The 20,213-nt window shown below is 37.6% G+C and carries 20 protein-coding genes, 1 pseudogene and 1 riboswitch; of the genes and pseudogenes, 5 read left to right on the top strand and 16 right to left on the bottom strand.

Annotated features, from left to right (window positions below; all coding sequences use genetic code 11):
- Positions 1-215 precede the first annotated feature (215 nt).
- From rplS to add, 6 genes are all read right to left on the bottom strand, one after another.
- Positions 216-563 carry a 50S ribosomal protein L19 gene (rplS, locus tag ACVRWY_RS04255; protein WP_354368367.1) on the bottom strand — a complete coding sequence of 116 codons (348 nt, stop codon included), beginning with the start codon at positions 561-563 and terminating at the stop codon, positions 216-218.
- A gap of 121 nt (positions 564-684) precedes the next feature.
- Positions 685-1,014 (bottom strand): fluoride efflux transporter CrcB, encoded by a 330-nt coding sequence (gene crcB / locus ACVRWY_RS04260; protein ID WP_354368365.1) that lies wholly within the window; start codon positions 1,012-1,014, stop codon positions 685-687.
- Positions 1,005-1,391, bottom strand: coding sequence for a fluoride efflux transporter FluC (locus ACVRWY_RS04265; protein ID WP_354368363.1), 387 nt, complete (start codon positions 1,389-1,391; stop codon positions 1,005-1,007). Before ACVRWY_RS04265 ends, crcB begins: the two co-directional genes overlap by 10 nt.
- Positions 1,391-2,356, bottom strand: coding sequence for a chorismate mutase (locus tag ACVRWY_RS04270; RefSeq protein WP_354368361.1), 966 nt, complete (start codon positions 2,354-2,356; stop codon positions 1,391-1,393). Before ACVRWY_RS04270 ends, ACVRWY_RS04265 begins: the two co-directional genes overlap by 1 nt.
- Positions 2,357-2,498: 142 nt before the next feature.
- Positions 2,499-2,942, bottom strand: coding sequence for a flavodoxin (locus tag ACVRWY_RS04275; RefSeq protein WP_354368359.1), 444 nt, complete (start codon positions 2,940-2,942; stop codon positions 2,499-2,501).
- A 47-nt stretch (positions 2,943-2,989) separates the two neighbouring features.
- Positions 2,990-4,021: an adenosine deaminase gene (gene add / locus ACVRWY_RS04280; protein WP_354368357.1), complete on the bottom strand. Its 1,032-nt coding sequence runs from the start codon at positions 4,019-4,021 to the stop codon at positions 2,990-2,992.
- 109 nt (positions 4,022-4,130) lie between these two features.
- Between add and yghU the strand changes: the two genes are divergently transcribed.
- Positions 4,131-4,913, top strand: a complete 783-nt coding sequence (gene yghU, locus ACVRWY_RS04285; RefSeq protein WP_354368355.1) for a glutathione-dependent disulfide-bond oxidoreductase — start codon at positions 4,131-4,133, stop codon at positions 4,911-4,913.
- Positions 4,914-4,995: 82 nt separating this feature from the next.
- A complete protein-coding gene (locus ACVRWY_RS04290; protein ID WP_354368350.1) occupies positions 4,996-5,940 on the top strand; it encodes a DHH family phosphoesterase in 945 nt (314 codons plus the stop codon).
- 8 nt (positions 5,941-5,948) lie between these two features.
- Here the strand turns inward: ACVRWY_RS04290 and ACVRWY_RS04295 are convergent, their stop codons facing one another.
- Positions 5,949-6,494 carry a GNAT family N-acetyltransferase gene (locus tag ACVRWY_RS04295; protein ID WP_354368348.1) on the bottom strand — a complete coding sequence of 182 codons (546 nt, stop codon included), beginning with the start codon at positions 6,492-6,494 and terminating at the stop codon, positions 5,949-5,951.
- A gap of 163 nt (positions 6,495-6,657) precedes the next feature.
- On the opposite strand from ACVRWY_RS04295, the gene ACVRWY_RS04300 reads away from it, so the two are divergent.
- Positions 6,658-6,900 (top strand): type B 50S ribosomal protein L31, encoded by a 243-nt coding sequence (locus ACVRWY_RS04300; RefSeq protein ID WP_354368346.1) that lies wholly within the window; start codon positions 6,658-6,660, stop codon positions 6,898-6,900.
- Between the two features lie 152 nt (positions 6,901-7,052).
- Here ACVRWY_RS04300 and ACVRWY_RS04305 read toward each other — a convergent pair.
- The 8 genes and pseudogenes from ACVRWY_RS04305 to ACVRWY_RS04340 form a co-directional block, all read right to left on the bottom strand.
- Positions 7,053-7,292, bottom strand: a pseudogene (locus ACVRWY_RS04305) (tyrosine-type recombinase/integrase); the annotation flags it as partial.
- A 7-nt stretch (positions 7,293-7,299) separates the two neighbouring features.
- The gene (locus tag ACVRWY_RS04310) at positions 7,300-8,937 is read right to left on the bottom strand and encodes a phosphoenolpyruvate carboxykinase (ATP) (RefSeq protein WP_354368344.1); all 1,638 of its coding nucleotides are present in this window, start codon (positions 8,935-8,937) and stop codon (positions 7,300-7,302) included.
- Positions 8,938-9,128: 191 nt separating this feature from the next.
- Complete coding sequence (locus tag ACVRWY_RS04315; protein WP_354368342.1) at positions 9,129-10,646, bottom strand: zinc ABC transporter substrate-binding protein AdcA; 1,518 nt, start codon at positions 10,644-10,646, stop codon at positions 9,129-9,131.
- Between the two features lie 178 nt (positions 10,647-10,824).
- A complete protein-coding gene (locus tag ACVRWY_RS04320; protein WP_354368340.1) occupies positions 10,825-12,222 on the bottom strand; it encodes a C69 family dipeptidase in 1,398 nt (465 codons plus the stop codon).
- 7 nt (positions 12,223-12,229) lie between these two features.
- Positions 12,230-13,141 carry a DNA-binding protein WhiA gene (whiA, locus tag ACVRWY_RS04325; protein WP_354368338.1) on the bottom strand — a complete coding sequence of 304 codons (912 nt, stop codon included), beginning with the start codon at positions 13,139-13,141 and terminating at the stop codon, positions 12,230-12,232.
- Positions 13,138-14,112, bottom strand: coding sequence for a YvcK family protein (locus ACVRWY_RS04330; RefSeq protein WP_354368336.1), 975 nt, complete (start codon positions 14,110-14,112; stop codon positions 13,138-13,140). Before ACVRWY_RS04330 ends, whiA begins: the two co-directional genes overlap by 4 nt.
- The gene (rapZ, locus tag ACVRWY_RS04335; RefSeq protein ID WP_354368334.1) at positions 14,109-14,999 is read right to left on the bottom strand and encodes an RNase adapter RapZ; all 891 of its coding nucleotides are present in this window, start codon (positions 14,997-14,999) and stop codon (positions 14,109-14,111) included. Before rapZ ends, ACVRWY_RS04330 begins: the two co-directional genes overlap by 4 nt.
- A gap of 104 nt (positions 15,000-15,103) precedes the next feature.
- Positions 15,104-15,484, bottom strand: coding sequence for a RidA family protein (locus ACVRWY_RS04340; protein ID WP_354368332.1), 381 nt, complete (start codon positions 15,482-15,484; stop codon positions 15,104-15,106).
- Between the two features lie 138 nt (positions 15,485-15,622).
- Positions 15,623-15,667, top strand: a riboswitch (PreQ1 riboswitch).
- Between the two features lie 148 nt (positions 15,668-15,815).
- Between ACVRWY_RS04340 and ACVRWY_RS04345 the strand changes: the two genes are divergently transcribed.
- On the top strand, positions 15,816-16,811 hold the full coding sequence (locus tag ACVRWY_RS04345; protein WP_354368330.1) for a nucleoside hydrolase: 996 nt from the start codon (positions 15,816-15,818) through the stop codon (positions 16,809-16,811).
- On the top strand, positions 16,801-17,361 hold the full coding sequence (locus ACVRWY_RS04350; RefSeq protein ID WP_354368328.1) for an ECF transporter S component: 561 nt from the start codon (positions 16,801-16,803) through the stop codon (positions 17,359-17,361). The genes ACVRWY_RS04345 and ACVRWY_RS04350 overlap by 11 nt, the downstream gene beginning before the upstream one ends.
- Positions 17,362-17,594: 233 nt before the next feature.
- Here the strand turns inward: ACVRWY_RS04350 and ACVRWY_RS04355 are convergent, their stop codons facing one another.
- Positions 17,595-20,111, bottom strand: coding sequence for a GBS Bsp-like repeat-containing protein (locus ACVRWY_RS04355; protein WP_354368326.1), 2,517 nt, complete (start codon positions 20,109-20,111; stop codon positions 17,595-17,597).
- Positions 20,112-20,213: the final 102 nt, after the last annotated feature.

Below are 20,213 nucleotides of genomic sequence, written 5' to 3' on the forward strand. Positions count from 1 at the left end.
TTCAGGAACTTTGAAAACTTTAAAAAACGGATTTTGATTGCCTTGAACATAAAGAAAGAGAGAACGAATTTCGTCCTCTCTAGGTGTTAGCTTTTCATCTACCCACTACAGTTGACAAAGAGCCAAAATAATATACTATTAATCTATAAAAATAAACGTACACTAAAAAGCTCTTTAATAAAGAGCTTTTTAGTGTACGTCTAGATATAAGACTATTAACGACGAATTTCTTTGATACGTGCAGCTTTACCTTGCAATGCGCGTAGGTAATAAAGTTTAGCACGACGAACTTTACCGTAACGGATAACTTCAATTTTGTCAACACGTGGTGTGTGGATTGGGAATGTACGCTCAACACCTACACCGCTAGAGATTTTACGAACAGTGTACATCTCTGAGATCCCTTGACCTTTACGTGAAATAACAACACCTTCAAAAATCTGGATACGTTCACGAGTTCCTTCGACAACTTTCGCGTGAACACGAACAGTGTCACCTGGACGGAATGATGGGATATCAGTACGAAGTTGACCTTCAGTCAAACTTTGAATTAATGGATTCATTTATTTTTCTCCTTCTCTTACCAATCTTGAGAGCCTATCGTCCCAGCGGATTAGCCGTTTTTCGTGTGTCCATTACACACTCTTAATATCTTAGCAAATTCTTTTTCACTTGTAAAGTTATTTAAAGTAAAATTCCTAAAAAAACAAAAACTAACCCTAAAATATACGTCAAACTACAATAAAAGATAAAATGATACTTACGATTAAAGAGAGAGAACAATTCATAATTCAAGGTAGAATAAGTTCCTAAACCTCCTAAAAAACCTGTTACTAAAATTGTTCTCCAGGTAGTATTAGAAAGGTGTTTTGAAAAATACCCTATCAAAAAAGCCGCTAATAAATTGGCTAACAAGGTCCCCAAAGGGATAGAAAATTTAGGATTTATCAGACCAAGGTAATATCGTACAACAGCTCCAATACCACAGGCAAGAGCCAGTAACACTACTTCCATTTTCTCAACTCCAAATATATCCTAGCACAGTAGTGCGCAAAGAAGGCTACGCCAATTCCTCCGACGACATAGAGTGTTGCATACCACAAAAATGTCATATAATTTTTATCCAACAAAAACTGCACAAGGTCAAAAAGAGGACTAGCAATCGTCGTGAAGCCACCCAAAAATCCAACTCCTAAAGCAGTTAAACTATCTTGGCTCCAGTTTTTTAATGGTAAAAGGGTTTTAACAAAGAAAACCAACAGGAAAATTCCAACAAAGTTAATAATAGCTAGAGAGAGAATACCTGGAAACAAGCTCACTAAAAAATAACGTAAAACTCCTGCTAAGCCAGCTAGGATAAATACATGTAACAGTAACCTAATTTGCTTCATCACTTTAATTTATCAGCTTGAAAGTCCCTTGAATGTTTCATTATGTCTGAAAACGTTCCAAGTAAACAAGCTTCATATTCCTTATTAGTAACCAGCTTAGCAATCTTATTTAAGACTGCTTCTTCTCTAGATTGATCTAGAATTGGCATCTGATTTGCTTTTTTATAAGCCACCACTTCTTGAACAAGGTCCATTCGTTTTTCTAACAAAGCCACAAGTTCCTTATCCACTTGATCGATCATCTGACGTGTCTGTTCTAAATTCATTTTTTTCCCCTTTTTCATTCTTTTATTTTTAATCAACTGATACAATAAAGCAAAGGCCACCACAATACCAATGATGGCTAAGAGTTGTTCTTTATTGCCTTTAAATAGAGCATCCCCGCCATAAGCATATAAAGCTGATGCTGGTAGCATACCAAGAAATATTGCACTTAAGATTTCTTTACGAGATAGCTTCAGCTCAATAGCCGTGTAATTCACCAAAAAGGTTGGAATAACTGGAACCATGTAGCCCAAGCTCAAACCCAATACTGGATTTTTAAAATGAGATAAATCATCCACAACATGCCCTGACCTTCTGCTATTTTGTGCTAAATGCGTCTGTTTTAAAATCTGTAAACTTAGGAAATTGCCAAGCATACCACCAAATATATTAACAACTAGTCCAATAATAGGTCCAAAAATTAAACCATTTGCAATGCAAATAACGGAACTAGAAAAAAATGGCACAGCAGACATTAAAGCTGTTAAACTGAGTAATAAAAGGTAATCAAATAGAGTCGGAGCTCTAAACATCTGCTCTAAACGACTAGGGCTTTCTCCTAGGTGTAATAAAAAGACGAAATCATCGTGATAACGCAACATTAAGAAATAAAATAAGACAAAAATGCCCCCTACTCCTACTGAGCTTAACCACCAATTTAATTTTTCTTTTCGTTTTAGTTCGTTAAACAACGCTTTCATATTACCCTTTATCCATAGAAAAAGAGGATCGGGATACTCTTCACTTTCTGAAAACTATCCTTAACCTCTCCCCATTTAATCCATTTAAACCAACCACTCTTGTTATCATCTGATGATCTAAAATACCTTCAATCTCAACGAGTTATGGTAATTTGGTCAATAAAGACTCTGCGAATGCTTCTAATTTAGCAATGTCATCGTCTTCTGCTGCTAAATCAACTTTAACAGAATCAGCTCCTTTAGTAGCACCTGTACCTGCAAAGGCTAGTTCAAAGTCATCCACCGACTTACAAAAATAATCATAGAAAGTATCACCTGAGCCAACAACTCCATAAACCTTACCTGTTAAGTCAAGGTCCTTTAGATCCTCATAAAAATCAACGATTTCATCAGGAAGATCACCATCACCATATGTATAACTTGCCACAACAGCAATATCTACATCTTGAAATTCATCAGCGTCGACAGTTGTACACTCATCTACATCTACATCTACGCCCAACTCACGAAGTTTATCGGCGACAATATCTGCAATTTCTTCTGTGTTACCTGTCATGCTAGCATATACAATTTTTGCTAAAGACATAAGGTCCTCCAAAATTTAATTGGTTTTATTGTAGCATAATTTTTTGATTATTCCAACTCATTTCCTGACACCAGATAGGCTTTTTCGAGTTTACTTAGTAGCAGTTCTTTTTCTCTCTCACTTGCAAAACTTGCATTAATCGCAGCTTGATTGAACTGATAAAAGTCCTTTTTTCGAGTGCCAAAATACTTATTCCACAGTTCATATTCTTTTGTGAGATTAGTATCAGAAACAGTGCGATTGTCCGTATTGATGGTGATGTTAGCACCTGCTTGGTATAAGGGGAAATAAGGGAAGTCGTCTATTGTTTTTGCCGCTTTTGTTTGTAAATTACTGGTTAAACACATCTCAGCAGTTGCCCCCGCTTTTACAAATTTAGCAATGGCATCTGGATCTTTTACTAGAGCTGTACTGTGTCCAAATCGTCTAATCCCTAATTCTATTCCTGTTAAAATATTAGAAACACAGCCACACTCTCCTGCATGGAAGGTCATTGGCAAGCCTAAATTCTGAGTTTGTTGGATAAGGTTTGATAGCATCTCTGTGGGAAAATCTGCCTCATTGCCGGCAAAGTCAAACCCCACCAAACCTTTCTTTGCTAGGTGAATGATATTTTCAAAAATATCCAAGGTTAGAGAAGGATCTGACTGTTTTAAACCGCAAACTAATACTCTTGCCACAATCCCAAAATCTTGCTCTGCCTTTTTTAAGCCATCTAATACCGCCTCAACTGTGTCAGATGCACTCAGACCTTTATCCATGGAAAGCTCTGGAGCAAACCGTACTTCAAGATAAATCACATTTTCCATGGCCGCTTGCTTTGCCACGTCATAAGCTGCTAAACTTAAGGCCTCTTTACTTTGTAACAAGGGACGAATAAAATCAAAAGTTTTTAAATAATCCATCAACGACTCAATTGTTTCAGGCGCTGTAATCAATGATTTTAACTCTTCGTCGTTTTCAGGTAAATCAATCATAGCTAAATCTGCTAGCTGACGGATTGTCTGCATTGATATTGAGCCATCTAAGTGGCAATGGAGCTCTGCCTTCGCCAGTTTTTGTAATGCCAAGTAATCCACATCGCACTCCTTTAATTTGAGATTTTTTCTATCTTATCACATTTTTCTTGAAATTCAAGTTAGTTTGTGCTATTCTTTTGACATTTCACGATGAATAAAGGAGAAAAATATGACATCTTATACATTACCAGATATTTGGGAAAATCCTAGTCAAATGGGAGGGGCATGGGGTGGTCTCAACCAACCTACTGCTGGAAGTCGTTTTGAACAACATTTACCAAAGGGTGAAAAAACCTTTCAACTTTATTCCCTCGGCACTCCTAACGGTATTAAAGCTACTATTATGCTAGAAGAATTAAAAGAACTTGGTTTAAAGGCTGATTATGATCTTTACAAGATTGCAATTGGGGAGGGGGATCAATTTGGATCAGATTTTGTCTCCATTAATCCTAACTCAAAAATACCTGCACTGCTTGATCAAGAATCGCAAACCAGAGTTTTTGAATCGTCCTCCATTTTACTCTACTTAGCAGAAAAATTTCAAGTTCTTCTCCCCAAAACATTAACTGAAAAAACAGAAGTTCTTAATTGGCTCTTTTGGCAAACAGGTGCTGCTCCCTTTTTAGGCGGTGGGTTTGGGCACTTCTTTCACTATGCCCCTGAAAAACTAGAGTATCCTATTAACCGCTTTGCTATGGAAGCCAAACGCCAACTAGATTTATTAGATAAAGAATTAGCTAAAAAACCTTATATAGCTGGAGAAGACTATAGCATTGCTGATATCGCTATTTGGTCTTGGTATGGCCGTTTAGCTCAAGATAACATCTGGGATAAAGCAGGGATTTTCTTGGACGTCAAAAGTTATAAACATTTGCAAGCATGGACCGAAAAAATTGCGCAACGTCCTGCTGTTCAACGTGGGCTAAATGCCAATTACAAAGAAATTAAATAAATAAAAAGAGGTTTTCAATCACTTGAAAATCTCTTTTTATGTATCTGTGTTATAATGGTTAAAACAAATGTGTGAGGTAACTATGCCAATCTTTCAAAATATTTTAGAAAAAATTAAAACTTATGACACCATCATCATTCATCGCCATATGCGTCCTGATCCAGATGCTCTAGGAAGTCAGGTAGGATTAAAAGAAATTATCCAGCATAACTTTCCAACTAAAACCGTTAAGGCTGTAGGTTTTGACGAACCTACACTGACTTGGTTAACACAAATGGATAAGGTTTCAGACGAAGATTACTCCGATGCTTTAGTTATTGTAACTGATACTGCTAATCAACCTCGCATTGATGATAACCGTTATACAACTGGGGCATTCCTCATCAAGATTGATCATCACCCTAATGACGATGTTTATGGAGACATTTGCCATGTAGATACATCTGCTTCTAGTGCTAGTGAGATTATCACAGATTTTGCTTTTTCAACAGGGCTCTCTCTAAATGCCCAAGCTGCTCGGTTATTATATGCGGGTATTATTGGAGACACTGGTAGATTCCTATACCCCTCAACTACTGCTAAAACTATGTCCATTGCAAGTCAACTACGCCAGTATGATTTTGACTTTTCTGCCCTAGCAAGACAAATGGATTCTTTCCCTTATAAGATTGCTAAATTACAAGGCTATGTTTACGATCATCTTGAAGTGGATGACTGTGGTGTTGCGCGTGTTATCTTAACACAGTCCTTTATGAAGGAACAAGGGTTAACAGATGCTGAAACTTCGGCTATCGTCGGAGCACCTGGACGTATTGATAATGTAGAAGCTTGGGCTATCTTTGTAGAACAAGCTGATGGGCACTTCCGTGTACGCCTACGTAGTAAATCTGCCATTATCAATGGGATCGCCAAGCGTCACGATGGCGGTGGACACCCCTTAGCAAGTGGTGCTAATTCCTATTCCTTGGAGGAAAATGATCAAATTTACCAAGAATTAAAAGATCTTTTGATGTCAAAAAGCATTTAGGCGAAAACCTATATGCTTTTTACTTTGTTATATTCGTCTTCTAAAATAGACATCAAAATAATATCTGCGTAAGACTCACCGTCCATAATAGCATGACGTAAGCGTCCTTCCTCTCTAAAGCCAACCTTTTGGTAAAGCCTTTGAGCTACCTTGTTATAAGAAAATACCTCAAGAGATAAGCGATGCAACTGTAATTCTTCAAAAGCAAACTGAATAGCAAATTGCGTTGCCCAAGTGCCAATTCCATGATGACGATCTTTTAGAGAAAATAATAAAATTCTGAAATTAGCCTGCCTAGGCTGATCCTCTATTTCATTTAATACAACCTCACCAATGATGTTTCCATCTGGATTTAAAATCACAAAATCATAACGGTCATCTGCTTGTGTCACTTTTTCTACATAAGATGTTATATCCTCTTTAGAAAATTCTTTTTGTCCACCTGTAAAATAGACAAGTTTTGGATCTATAGGATTAACCCCTTCTTCATAATAGTCTGTGACATCAGATACCAATAAAGGTCTAATCTCATAACCATCTACTCTCTTTAGCATAGAGTCCTCCTTTCTCTTCAGCTTACTAAAATCAAGTGCTTTTGTAAATAAATCCGAAAAAAATTATCAAAAGACTTGTCAAGAGAGCTGAGATTTGCTAAACTAGAATAGTTAATTAACTATGGCTCAAAAAGAGCTATGGCAGAAAGGAAATTTTTTAAAGATGAAAAAAGACATCCATCCAGATTACCGTCCAGTAGTATTCCTTGATACAACTACTGGTTACCAATTCCTTAGTGGCTCAACAAAAGCAACTAAAGAAACTGTAGAATTTGAAGGTGAAACTTACCCACTTATCCGTGTTGAGATTTCATCAGACTCACACCCATTCTACACAGGGCGTCAAAAATTCACGCAAGCAGACGGACGTGTGGATCGTTTCAACAAAAAATACGGTCTCAAATAAAAAAATGGTCCAGTGGACCATTTTTTCTTTGCTTCTAGAAACTGAAAAAGGCAAACGCTTTAAAATTGCTAGAAACGTTGATTTTAAGCCATTCCTATCATGTAGGAATGGCTTTTGTTTTATAAAAGTAACGGAAAAAGTAACGGTTGAGGTTAAACGCCTAAAAATTGGGCAAACTTTTCAGCCGTTTTTTCCTTTACATTTTCTGTCACATGCGCATATATATTCATTGTTGTTTTAATATCCTCATGCCCCAATCTCTCTTGGACTTCTTTTATACTTGCCCCAGCTTCAAAAAGCAAACTACAATGAGTATGGCGAAAGCCATGAAGAGACTTGAATTGCAACCTATAAAACCGGAAAAGATTCCTAATAGTTAAGTTGCGATTAACTGCTATTTTACAACCTGTCAATGACTTCTTGAAGGTAGTAGATCGCATCAACTGGAATCGGATTTTGATCGTTTTTATGGTTAAAATTCAACAAGTAATCCAGTCTAAGTTGCATTCTATCTTTTAGCAATTGACGATAAGGAGCATCAAAGGGCGCTAGGGGATATTCCTGCAATTCTAGATAAGAGCAGCCAGGTAGCTCACCAAAAGGAGTAAAATTCCCTACTCCCTCTACTATTTTTTCAATCGCAGCAAGGGTGACTTCTTTTGGAATACTTTTTCCCATATAATTTCCAGTATTCACAATATAACAGTCTACACCAGAATCGAATAATTCTTGAAATTTTTTAAAATCTTCTACTAAAGGATAGACTCTAAAAGGATTGGCATAAGGTTCAATAACCAATTGACTCAAATCCCTAACGCCATTTTCGGCATTAGAACGTTGTGTCATCAGGGTACAACCCAAGGTAGAAGAAAGTGAACTATTGTCAACTTTAAGAATGGGAGGGAGCGAATCATCTTTCATAATCCAAAAAATAGCATCAATCGCCTCTTCTATCTTATCTACCCGATTTGGAGTGGCGTAACGTGATTTAACTGTTCGACCATTACCATTTCTAATATCTTCTGTTACCAAGACTTTTTTGCCTTCATGATTTAAAGTCACACCACAATTTTGTACGGTAACAAAATAATCTTGCTCGGGATGTCCTGCTGGGTAATCATTGGTTTTGTCAAAATAAGAGGACTCTAAAGCTATAGAAGAGCCATTTTTTGTTGAAATAATAAAGGCATCATCATGCAAAACTTGAATAGCATACTTTCCACCATGTTTGGCATGGGTTAACGTCGATTTTCCTGAACCAGATAAACCAAAAAAGGAAGCAACATAAGGCTTTTGCTCTACTTTTTTAAAAATCTTTAAACCACCGTGACAGGCAACGTAGTCATGTCTAGCAGCAGTTGCCCAAGCTAAGGTCAGCGTTCCTTTTTTAATTTCTCCAAAATAATTCAATCCTAAAATAACAGCAGTATTATGCAACGTGTCAAAATAAGCTAGGCCATCTGGGTAGGCTTCATCTTTCCAAGTGGGATCAAAAAAGATATAAATATCATTTTCATCTAGTGGTTTTGAAGCTAAATATCGCTGGTAATACGCCTCAGTAAAGGCTTGAAAATTTAAAAGCCAAGAATAGAGATTGGCAACTTCTTCTTTGGGTAACATCAAGTGAGCACGGACCATAAAATCTTCATCTAGTCCTACTAAGGCTTCTGAGGCATAATAGGGTTTTAAACTGGCTTGATAAATCGCCTCTCGAATCTTAGGCAGAATTTGTTGGTCTTCTTGTAAGTTCCTTCCTAAAATACGCCTCGCTTTTGCTGTTCGACCTGTCACAGCACCACCATTATGAACTAAAATTTTCGCTTCATCAGGTAAGTGTAGTTTCTCAGGATAGGCGACTGGCATATCTAACACAATTGTTGATGGTGATTTTTTTGCCAACTGGTAAACCTCACCAAGTTCTTTTAAATGCGTCACATTGTTGCCATAAAAAGCAGTCTCAACAATCGTCTTCAAGGTGGAAAAATGCGAGTTGTCTTTTGAAATATCGTGTGTAAAAAATTGATCTTGTGTTGCCATACTTCTTCCATCCTTTCTTTTAAAAGCTAATATGCAATAATGGTGTTATTTTCTTTTATTATACTCCTTTTTTATTAAAAAATCATAAAAATATCAGCTAAAAAACTAGAGTTTAAGCCCCTAAGATTTTAAACTCTAGTTTCTTTTATGGATAAAAATATTTCTTTCAGTTGATTAGAAAATCACCTTACTCAGTGGGCAACAATCTCTTGTGCAATTTCATGCCCCGTCATATCTGCTGGGTAATAGGTTGGCCAATTTTCCATTTCTTCCAATAGTTTTTCTTGACTCTCTCCACCAAAGTAGATATGGAAATGTCCTGAATCTTGTGGGGAAATAGCATGGTCACTAAATTGAACGTATTTGAACTGACCAGCATTTTTGTCAGTTGCTTCAAATAAATAGCGAACACCACGATTACCTTTTTTATAAGTTAAAATTTCATAACCCACATACTTATAGGTGTACTGATAGGTTTTTCCATTTTGTGTAAAGGTCATTGTATTTTTTTTACCGTCAATCGTAATGTTGCTGACATCCGTCTTATAACCTGTCGTATAGTAAGCTTTGTACTCTTCTGCAGTCATATCTTTTTTAGACTTAGCCTTATAATCCCAGACAGGATCAAGTGTACCGTCTTCTAGATAAGGATAAACCGATTGCCACTCACCTGACCAATCTGCCAAGGTGCGTTTTTTAACATCCTTATCCTCAAAATACCCGTTATAAACGGTCTTACTGGTATCTTCTTCTGATTGTATTTCTTTACCTGACACATTGGTCGTTAATTGCAAGTTCTTTAAGTTTTGGCGCATGACTGAGAAATAATCTTCTCCTGCCTTCATTTGTTGACTTGTTAAACTTTCAAGCGGATTTAATACTGCTGTTTTAACCCCCGCAGCACTAGCCAAGGTATCTGCAACTTTTTTAGAAGCATTCTCTTCAAAATAAATATATTTAATATCATATTCTTTGATATATTTTGTCAAAGTCGCCAAACGTTTCGCTGAGGGTTCTGATTCGGCTGAAACACCTGTAATGGAAATCTGATTTAAACCATAATCAAGAGCCAAGTAGCCAAAGGCAGCATGCTGAGTAACAAATGAGGTTTGTTTAGCTTTAGATAAGGCCTTATCGTACTCTTGATCTAAAGCTTCTAATTTCTTGATGTAGGCTGCTGCATTTTCTTTAAATTCATCTGCTTTTTCTGGAAAAGCTTTTGTTAAATCATCACGAATATTTTCCACAAGTTCAATCGAACGCTCTGGAGATAACCAAAGATGTGGATCATACTCATGGGTGTGACCATCTCCTTCTTCATGATCATGCTCTTCTTCCGCAATACCTGGTGCTAAAATCATATCACCTGTGGCTTCAATAATAGTCGTATTCTTACTATCAATGGATTTTTTTACCTTGGATACCCAAGTCTCCATACTATCATCATCATAGACAAATGCATCTGCTTCTTGAATTTTCGCAATGTCTTTGGTGGATGGTTGGAAATCATGTACCTCTGTTCCTGCCTTAATAAGTAAATCGACATTTCCCTCATCACCAACAATGTTCTTTGTAAATTCATACATTGGATAGAAAGTTGTCACCACATCGATTTTATCATCTGCTTGAACAGTTTGAGCTGGACTCACTGCTGTCCCTAAAGCCAATGCAGATGCTAACCCTAGACCAAGTAACCATTTCTTTTTCATGAAACCCCTCTTTTCTTAACTGGTTAATCTTTTTTGTTTACTGGTTAAGTATATCACATCAAAAAGATTTTGCAAGCTTTTTTTGAAAAATTTTTCAAAAAAAAGTCGAAACCTTATCAGTTTCGACTTTTTAGTCTGATTAAACACTTTTATATTTGACTTTATGCTATCAAATTTTTTAGTCACTAACCTCATATCGATTGGTCATCAAATTACTAGCATCCAATAAAATTTTAGCTAAGAGCTGATTAGTCTTAGATTCAATCTGATCACTTAATTGTTGATTCTCTTTTTCAAAATCAACTACTCCACCTTGAGCCATTTTTTTATCAACTTGATGAATCATAGCTTGACCTAGCGCCATGGTTTCTTGGATATAATCCTCAATAATGCCCTCGTGCTTTTTAAAATGCGCATCTGCTAGACCTGCAATTAGGCGATTTGCCCAATAAAAACTATCTGTTGATACTTGTGCACCTGTATTCGAGAAATACGTTGGTGTTGTTGCTACCTGTGTAAAGAAGGGAACGCTGGTGGTAAAAGGCATCGAACCAAAGGAAATCCACTGAATCCCCGTTGTTTCTTTAGGGCAATCTGGACGAAGTTGTAAAATCGCTGTATGGCTGGTACGATTGATTCCAATAGGACGAAACGATCTTTGTGTGACACTTGATCCTTCTGGACCATAAGGGTCATACACCGTGTCTTGATAGTGACCACTTAAGACATACTTAATATCTTCAACTGTAATCTTACGATAGGGCTTCTGGCTCCAAGGGATAAAGAAGCTTTGTGGATCTTGTTCTAGTCTAGGATTAAAGAATTTTTGGATAAACCAAGTACGAGGGGTGTTATAGTGACGATCTTTATCTCTTTGGCTACCAAATGCATAACGTGGGTTAAAATGTTCATTAGAGTAATTTAATTCCAAGTGATAGTCTTCAATAAAGTCTTTTAAATCACTCGAACACATATAATCATCTGTATTATTAAACTCAAAATGATCCAACCCTAATTGATTAGCAACCACCACATAAGCATCATCTGGCACACGTCTAGCAAGCCAGTGGTGACCACCGACTGTTTCCATCCACCAAATTTCATCCAAATCAGCAAATGCGATACCATTTGATTCATAAGTCCCATAAGCCTCTAGCAGTTCTCCTAAACGCTTAACACCCTCACGCGCAGACTTGATATAAGGTAATACCAAAGTTAAAATATCTTCCTCACCAATCCCTGTTTCAACTAAAGGATCTGCACCGAGTACACGGCTGTTAGTGGTTAAGGTTTCTGTAGCACTCATGGCAACATTAACTTCATTAATACCTGCTTGCCCCCAAATCCCTTCTTCACCTAGCGCATCAGGAACTGAGCTATAGGCCAAGGGATTATCGGGTAAGGTGATAGAAAACCGAGATAAAACAGACTGGTAATCCCGTGGCTGATCATTAGGTAAAACCATTTTAAATGCTTTAGGGGTAAAAACACCATTTTGTGAATCTTCTGTTCGAGCGATAAGAGTTGAGCCATCATAGCTTGCTTTTTTTCCAACTAAAATCGTGGTACACATCATTTTCTCCTTATAGTTCTTCTGCTATTTTATTAATCTTTCTTAAACGATGATTAACACCACTCTTGGTAAGAGGGGTATCTAAGCTATCCGCCAGCTGTTGAATAGAATAATCTGGATGAGCAATCCTAACCTGTGCAACTTGACGAAGTTCAACAGGAAGAGCATCCAATCCTACAGTGTCCATTATTTTGATAATATTATTAATCGTTTTCATACTAGCTGTAATAGTTTTAGCAATATTGGCTGTCTCTGCATTATTTGCACGATTAAGATCATTTCTCGTTTCCCGCAAAATTTTGACCTGTTCAAATTCTGACATAGCTTCCATTGCACCGATAACAATCAAAAAATCCATGATATCTTCAGCTTTTTGTAAATACGTTATCGCACCTTTTTTTCGCTCAATCACCTTAGCATCTAACATAAATTTTTTCATCAAATTCGCCAAATCTTCCGCATGGTCTAAATAAACTGAAAAAATCTCTAATTGGTATTTACCAGTCTCTGGGTCTCTGACGCTACCATTGGACAAAAATGCTCCTCGTAAATAGGCTCGCCCTTTTTCATCGTCATTTAAAATCTCAGGCTCAATACCTGTTTCAATGCCAAAGAATGAATCGGCTAATTTCAAATCAGCTAAAATGGCCTCAACATTTTCCTCTAAAAAAACTGTATAAACACGATTTTTTCTAAGATTGGTCTTTTGATGGTATTTAATTTCTGCCTGTGTGTGATAAAACCTCTCTAGTAAGGCATAGAGATGGCGAGCTATTTTTGCATTCTCACTTGTAATAGAAAGTGTTAAGCCTGAACCTGATAATCCTAAACTTCCAGACATCTTAATCATGGCAGAAAGTTCACTTTTATCCTGATGAACCAGTTGCAGTAGCTCTTCTTTTACTTTGATGGTAAAAGTCATTTTCTCACCTGAATAATCCGAAGCAACTCCTCAACCACCAAGTCTCCGTGATGGAAAGCTCCGCCTTTTTCTAAACGTAAAAAATTTGAGGACACCACGCGAGGAACTTCTTTTCTTAGTCCTTGAAAATCGTGTTCAACCTGTACAAGATACTCATCAAAACGATTAGAATCCATGTAAGCCTGCGGAACTTTTTCAATATTGACTAAAACTGTATCAATAAATGGTTGTCCTAAGTGTTCATGTAAGACGCGAACATGATCTGCATCTGTAAAATGCTCAGTTTCACCGTATTGTGTCATAATATTGCAGACATAAGCAACTTCTGCTTGGGTTTTTAACAAGGCCTGCCCAATTTCTTTAATCACAAGATTAGGTAAAATTGAGGTAAATAAAGAGCCCGGTCCTAACACAATCATGTCACTTTCCATAATCGCCTCAACTACTTTACGACTAGCAGTTGGCTCATCATCGTTGTAGGAATTTGTCACAAAAACATGATCAATCATCCCCTTATAATTAGCAATATGACTCTCTCCTACTACTTCATGACCATCTTTAAAAATCGCATGGAGGGTCAAAGGATTTTCACTGGAGGGATAGATTTTACCTGTTGTATGAAAAAACTTCGTCAAAATCTGCATGGCGTTATAAGTTGAGCCCTGCATTTCTGAAATACCTGCAATAATGAGATTTCCAAGAGGATGACCAGATAAAGCGCCATCATTTTCAGCGAAACGATACTGAAAGATTTTCTCGTAAAATTTAGGCATGTCGCTCATGGCTACTAACACATTTCTCAAATCACCTGGTGGGGTTAATTGCATCGCACTACGCAGTTCACCCGAACTCCCTCCATCATCAGCTACTGTGACAATAGCGGTCAAATCCACATCAAAATGGCGAAGGCTATTAAGAATGACGGGAATACCTGTTCCGCCACCTATTATTGTTATCTTAGGTTTTCTCATGAACGATTCACCGTTTCCTTACGTCTATCCTTATCACGATGGCTTTCATTAACATGCCAATCTTTGGATAAATCATTTGCTAAGCGTCTGGCAAAAGCAACACTGCGATGTTGTCCTCCTGTACATCCAATTGCAATGGTCAGTACTGATTTTCCTTCTTTTTGATAGCCAGGCAATATCGGCTGCAACAAGCCTTTTAAGTTTTGATAGAAATCTTCTGATTCTGGGTGATTCATAACATAGTCCGATACTTCTTGATCGAGTCCTGTTTTTTCACGAAGCTCTACTTGGTAATAAGGGTTAGGTAGAAAACGCACATCAAATACAAGGTCAGAATCTAGGGGTAAACCGTATTTAAAGCCAAAACTCATCACTTCTATACGAAATTGATTCACTTGCTCTTTAGCAGAAAACTGCTCAGTAATGGTTTTTCTTAGATGACGTGGGGTCAATTCTGTTGTATCCACAACATTTTGACTCATGCTTTTCAAAGGAGCTAGTAATTCCCGTTCCAACTCAATGCCATCCAAGACACGTCCATCTGCGGCTAACGGGTGGCTACGACGCGTTTCTTTATAACGTGACACCAATTCACCATCTGTTGCATCTAAAAAGAGAATTTTAAAGTTGATGTTGTCATTACTTTCAATTTTATCTAAAATACTATTAATTTCTGAAAAAAATTGACGACTGCGCATATCCACAACCAAGGCAACCTTATCATAGTCACTGCCATGCTCAATTAAGTCTAAAAATTTCGGTACGAGCGCTGGTGGCATATTGTCTATTGTAAAATAACCTAAATCCTCAAATGACTGGATAGCCACAGTTTTTCCTGCTCCACTCATTCCAGTGACAATCACAAGATTGATTTGATGTTCAGACATTGAAACTTCCCCTCTTCTATCTTTTAATCTACTATTGCCATTATAACATATTCCTAACCTGAAACCTATGTCATAAAAACAATAAAAAGGAGATTTCTCTCCTTTTAACCTAGATAAGCAATCACTTCAATCTCTACCTTGACATCCTTAGGTAATCTTGCCACCTCTACTGCTGATCGTGCTGGAAAATCAGCTTTAAAAGCTGTCTGATAGACACTATTAAACGCAACAAAATCATTCATGTCACTTAAGAAACAGGTTGTCTTGACCACATGATCAAAATCTGTTCCCGCCTCCTCTAAAATAGCTGAGATATTTTTTAAAACCTGTTTGGTTTGTTCCTCAATTGTTTCACCGATAATCTCGCCTGTTTCTGGAGAGAGAGGAACTTGTCCAGAAGCAAATAGCAAGTTACCTGCCACTTTCGCTTGAACATAAGGGCCAATTGCTTTTGGGGCCTGATCTGTATGAATTGTCTTAACCATATCATTCTCCTTAACTTTAATAGCTTTATTTTAACAAAATCGTCAGAAAATTTCCACGATTTAGCGAACGAATCTCATCTTTACAGATGAATGATTTAATAGTAAAATATATCTATGCAAATAAATTAGGACAATGATCCTAGACTGGTTCGAAAACTTCCCAGAATAAAAAACTAAGTCGCATCATTATTTTGATTAAACTAGTTTTTGTGGAGTATTGGGTTTTACCCGCTCCATTTCTTTTTGCTGTACTGGGAGAGAGAATGAACCTTATTTAAACTGTTCATTCTCTCTTTTTATTATCCCTAATGTTATCTTAGAAAGGTTAAATATGACGAAACAACACGTTATTATCGACTGTGATCCAGGTATTGATGACGCTCTTGCCCTCATCTACGCCCTCAAACACCCTAATTTAGAAGTTGTTGCCATTACCATTGTATGCGGAAATGTTCCTAGTCAGCTTGGATTTGAAAATTGTGCCCTCATCTTAGAACTTGTCAATAGACTAGACATTCCCATCTATATAGGCGCAGAAACTCCTCTGAAACGCCCCTTTATCTCTGCTCAAGACACACATGGTATGGATGGTTTAGGTGAAACTTTTTTAAAACAAAACTGTAATAAAAGACCTGAGATCAAAAAGGCATATGACTATCTAGCAGATTACTTTAAGCAAAAACAAGACACCGCCATTCTATCTTTAGGTCCACTGACTAATATCGCTTTAGCCTTAGAAAAAAATAAGAATTTGGGCGAAAACTGCTCTCGTTTTATCAGCATGGGAGGTAACTTTAAATCAAATGGCAATTGCTCTCCTGTGGCAGAATACAACTATTGGTGTGATCCTCATGCAGCAAACTTTGTTTTCAAGCACCTTAAAAGATGCGTTGAAATGGTAGGTCTTGATGTCACCCGAAAAATTGTTCTTAGCCCAAATCATCTAGAGTACTTAAAAAAGTTTCCTTCTGAACTAACTGCCTTTATTGAAAAAATCACTCGCTTTTACTTCGACTTTCATTGGAAGTATGAACATCTCTTAGGTTGTGTCATCAATGATCCACTGGCGCTAGCTTATCTTATTGATCCCAATATTTGTCATGGTTTTAACAGCTACACTGATATTGTCACAGATGGTATCGCACTGGGACAAAGTATTGTTGATGCTCAGCATTTTTATCAAAAAGACAGCAATAGTAAAATCTTAACAGAGGTTGATACCCTTAGATTTTGGCAAGATTTTTTGACGACAATCTTAGACCAACCAAAGGAGGTCATTTCACAGGACATTTTACAACTTAATCTCGGAGGTTTCTATGAAAACTAGACAAAAAACTCATCTTATTATCTTTATCGCTCTTGCGATTGCCCTTAACTATGTTGGTAGCAACATTGCTCTCTTTCTAAAACTTCCTATCTATCTTGACATGGTCGGAAGTCTTCTTATCGCTATATTATTTGGACCATGGCTTGGAGCTTTAACTGCTATTTTAAGTGCCCTATTAAGTTGGCTGACAACAGATATCTTTGCCATTTACTATGCTCCCGTTGCAATTGTGACCGTTCTTTTAGCTGGCTTTATGTTTAGAAAAAAAGCAGAGCTCAAACGATTGGCGATCCTAACCATCCCGCTCTCTCTAATTGGAACACTTATTTCTGCCAGTATAACTGTCGTCCTTTTTAAAGGCATCACCTCAAGTGGCTCCAGTCTTCTAGCTCAAATCTTTCATGCTATGGGGATGAATCTAACAACTAGCTTGATCATCGTCCAAATCCTAACCGACTATCTCGATCGCCTAGTCAGTTTAACGCTTGTATTTGTTCTCATCAAACAACTCAAAGATCAACTAAACTTCCAACTGTTAAAAGAAAAATAACTCGCAACCACCTTAGAAATTAGTCTTTCTAAGGTTTTTTAATATAAAAATCCCCCTCTTGTAAAACCTAGACGACCTAGTTACTGATGAGGGGGATGTTATTTTCTTATATTGTCATTTAGTTTTTCTTTTATTACTGCGTTAACTGGCCTTATCTAACTCCAGTTAGGGCTTTGGCTCATTCCTAGTGCTAAAAGTAAACTAAAAGACGATAAATATTCCATTAGCTCAAGCTAATCTGTAATTTTGATAAAGGGTTTGCCTTTATGTGCTGTATCATCTTTATCTGTACTTGCTTCTAAAAAGATTCGACTGACAGGATACCACTCTGTTTTTCCTGTATAAGGATCCGCTACAAGAGTTTGACCATTTTGGTAGCCTTTTAAAACAATTTCATGAGATCCTGTTGCCACAAACTTATTATATTGAACAGCTGCAACAACATAATGCCCTTCTTTTAAAGCATTCTCTAAAGCTGACTGGCTGTTTAATACGGTTGTATTTAAGCCCCAATTTTTACTTGCTTCAAAAATTCCAAGACTAGACGTTCCTATAAAATATTTATTGAAATGATTGGTCTGATGATATAGGTAATTAGCGACCGTAGTTGGTTTGATATCCTGGTTAGTCAGAGATGAGAAAACCATTGATAAGGCGGTTGGCACGCAACCAGCTGTTGCCAAGTTAAACAAACCATATTGAAGACCTCCCCAACGTCCATCTCGTTGGCTATAGACAGGCATTTCATAACGATTTCGTTCAACATATTGCGTACTTGATGCTAAAAACTGCATTTTACCGTCCAGTTTTTGATAGACATGGATCATATAATTTCCAGCATCGGCATACTGCTTACTATCAAATGTTGCTTCATAAGTTGTTGGACTAACTGCTTTTGCACCATACCATTTCAAGTCATCTTGTCCATTTTTTTCAGACCAAACTGCAAAGACCACTTCTCCCTTAGTGACCACATGATTGATGGTCACACCATAGACTCCTGTTCCTTTATAGGTTGTTGACACTTGTGCTTTGTCTTTTGGCACTTGGAGGTTATACTGACCTAGGTTAAATCCTTTTGTAGAGCCATCTTGATAATCAATATAGGTATGAATCGTGTAGTTTCCATCAATATACTTATGATTGACTGTATCAACAGTAATCTGAACCTGACCATTTTTTGACTCGGCTGCAGTGTACCATTTTAAGTTAGATTGATTACTTTCAGACCAAGCTGCGACACGAACAAGTTTAACCGATGAAGCTTCTGCATCCGTATCTACGACAACAGTTACTTTTCCATTTTCTTTCTGGTAGTCACTTGTGCTTACTTTAACCGTAGATGTCGTCGCCATGGTCTCTTTTGGTTTTGGTGTCGGAACCGTATAAGTACTTGCAGCTAAACCAACTAACTGACTACGACCACTTTCTTGTCCATAAAAATGAACGTGGTACTGACCGGTTTCAGATTTATGATTTTTAGCTTCAACTGTTACCTGATAAGTTCCACTAGCTTGTTTGCTCGCGGTGTACCAAACCAAGTCATCTTGACCGTTCTGATTTGTCCATACAGGAACTTTAACAGAAGAGATGGTGCCTGGAACATTAGTGATTGTCGCAACAAAAGCTGTTTCACCTTTTGCTACAACTGACACACTTGGTTGTTTAACAGTGTCTGCTTGAGAAGGTGTGACAGTGTATGTTGCCGTGGTCAAACCTTGTAACTGAAGACTACCTGATGCTTGACCATAAGCATGGATGTGATACTGACCAGTTTCTGACTTATGATTTTTAGTGTCAACTGTTACCTGATAAGTTCCACTAGCTTGTTTGTTCGCAGTGTACCAAACTAAATCATCCTGACCATTCTGATTTGTCCATACAGGAACCTTAACCGAAGAGATGGTGCTTGGAACATTAGAAATGGTGACGTCAAAAACAGAAACGCTTTTAGAGGATACGGTAATGGCAGGTTTAGCTGGAGCAACAACTGTCAGTTCAGTCGCATTTAAGCCCACCATGCGACCACTACGATCAGCATAAGTGTGGATATTGTACTTACCATAATCGCGATGATTTTTCAACTCCACATAGGCTGCACCTAACTTGTCTGCCGTGTACCACTTAAGGTCATCCTGACCTTTAAGGTCTGACCAAACTGCAATCTTAATCACTTCATCGGAACTAATCGGACGGTTGTACTGAATGGTCAAGGCTTGATCTTTTTGCGCCACACTAGTCACTGGAAGATTAGTCACGTCTGCCGCATAACCTTGCACCAAAGAAAGCACCGCTGACTCACTCGTCAAGCTGGTTGTGCTAGCAGTTGTATTAACGCTAGAGACTGTATTTTCTGAACTGGCTGTCACTGGCGTAGAACTTACCGAACTAGTCTCAGAAGAAAGACTGCTTGTTTGAGAAGCACTGGTTAAACTCGCTGTTTCAGAAGAGGCTGTGCTTGAAGTCACTTCTGAGCCAACATTGGAGGAAAGCTCCGTGCTAGTTTCACTACTTTCTTGCTGAGATGTCACCGTAGCTTGAGACTCTGAAGAGGCTGTAGTTAAAGCATTAGTTTCTGGTACACCTTTTACCTCAGCTACACTACTTTGAGTTAAAGTTACCTCTGGCTGACTAGACTCTGTGGTCACCAATTCTTCTGCCTGAGCTTGAATGCCTCCCACAAAAGCTAAAACCATAGGAATGGTCAGAAACGCTTTACTGGCTAAATGTTTTTTTCCGTATCCTTTCATCATTTCTCCTTCTTTCCTTTTCATAAGCAATCCAAAAAGATTGATAATGGTATTTTTAATATTACCGAATCATTAAAAATCATGCAATCTGTATGGTTTTTT

This window comes from Streptococcus porcorum (assembly GCF_053203725.1).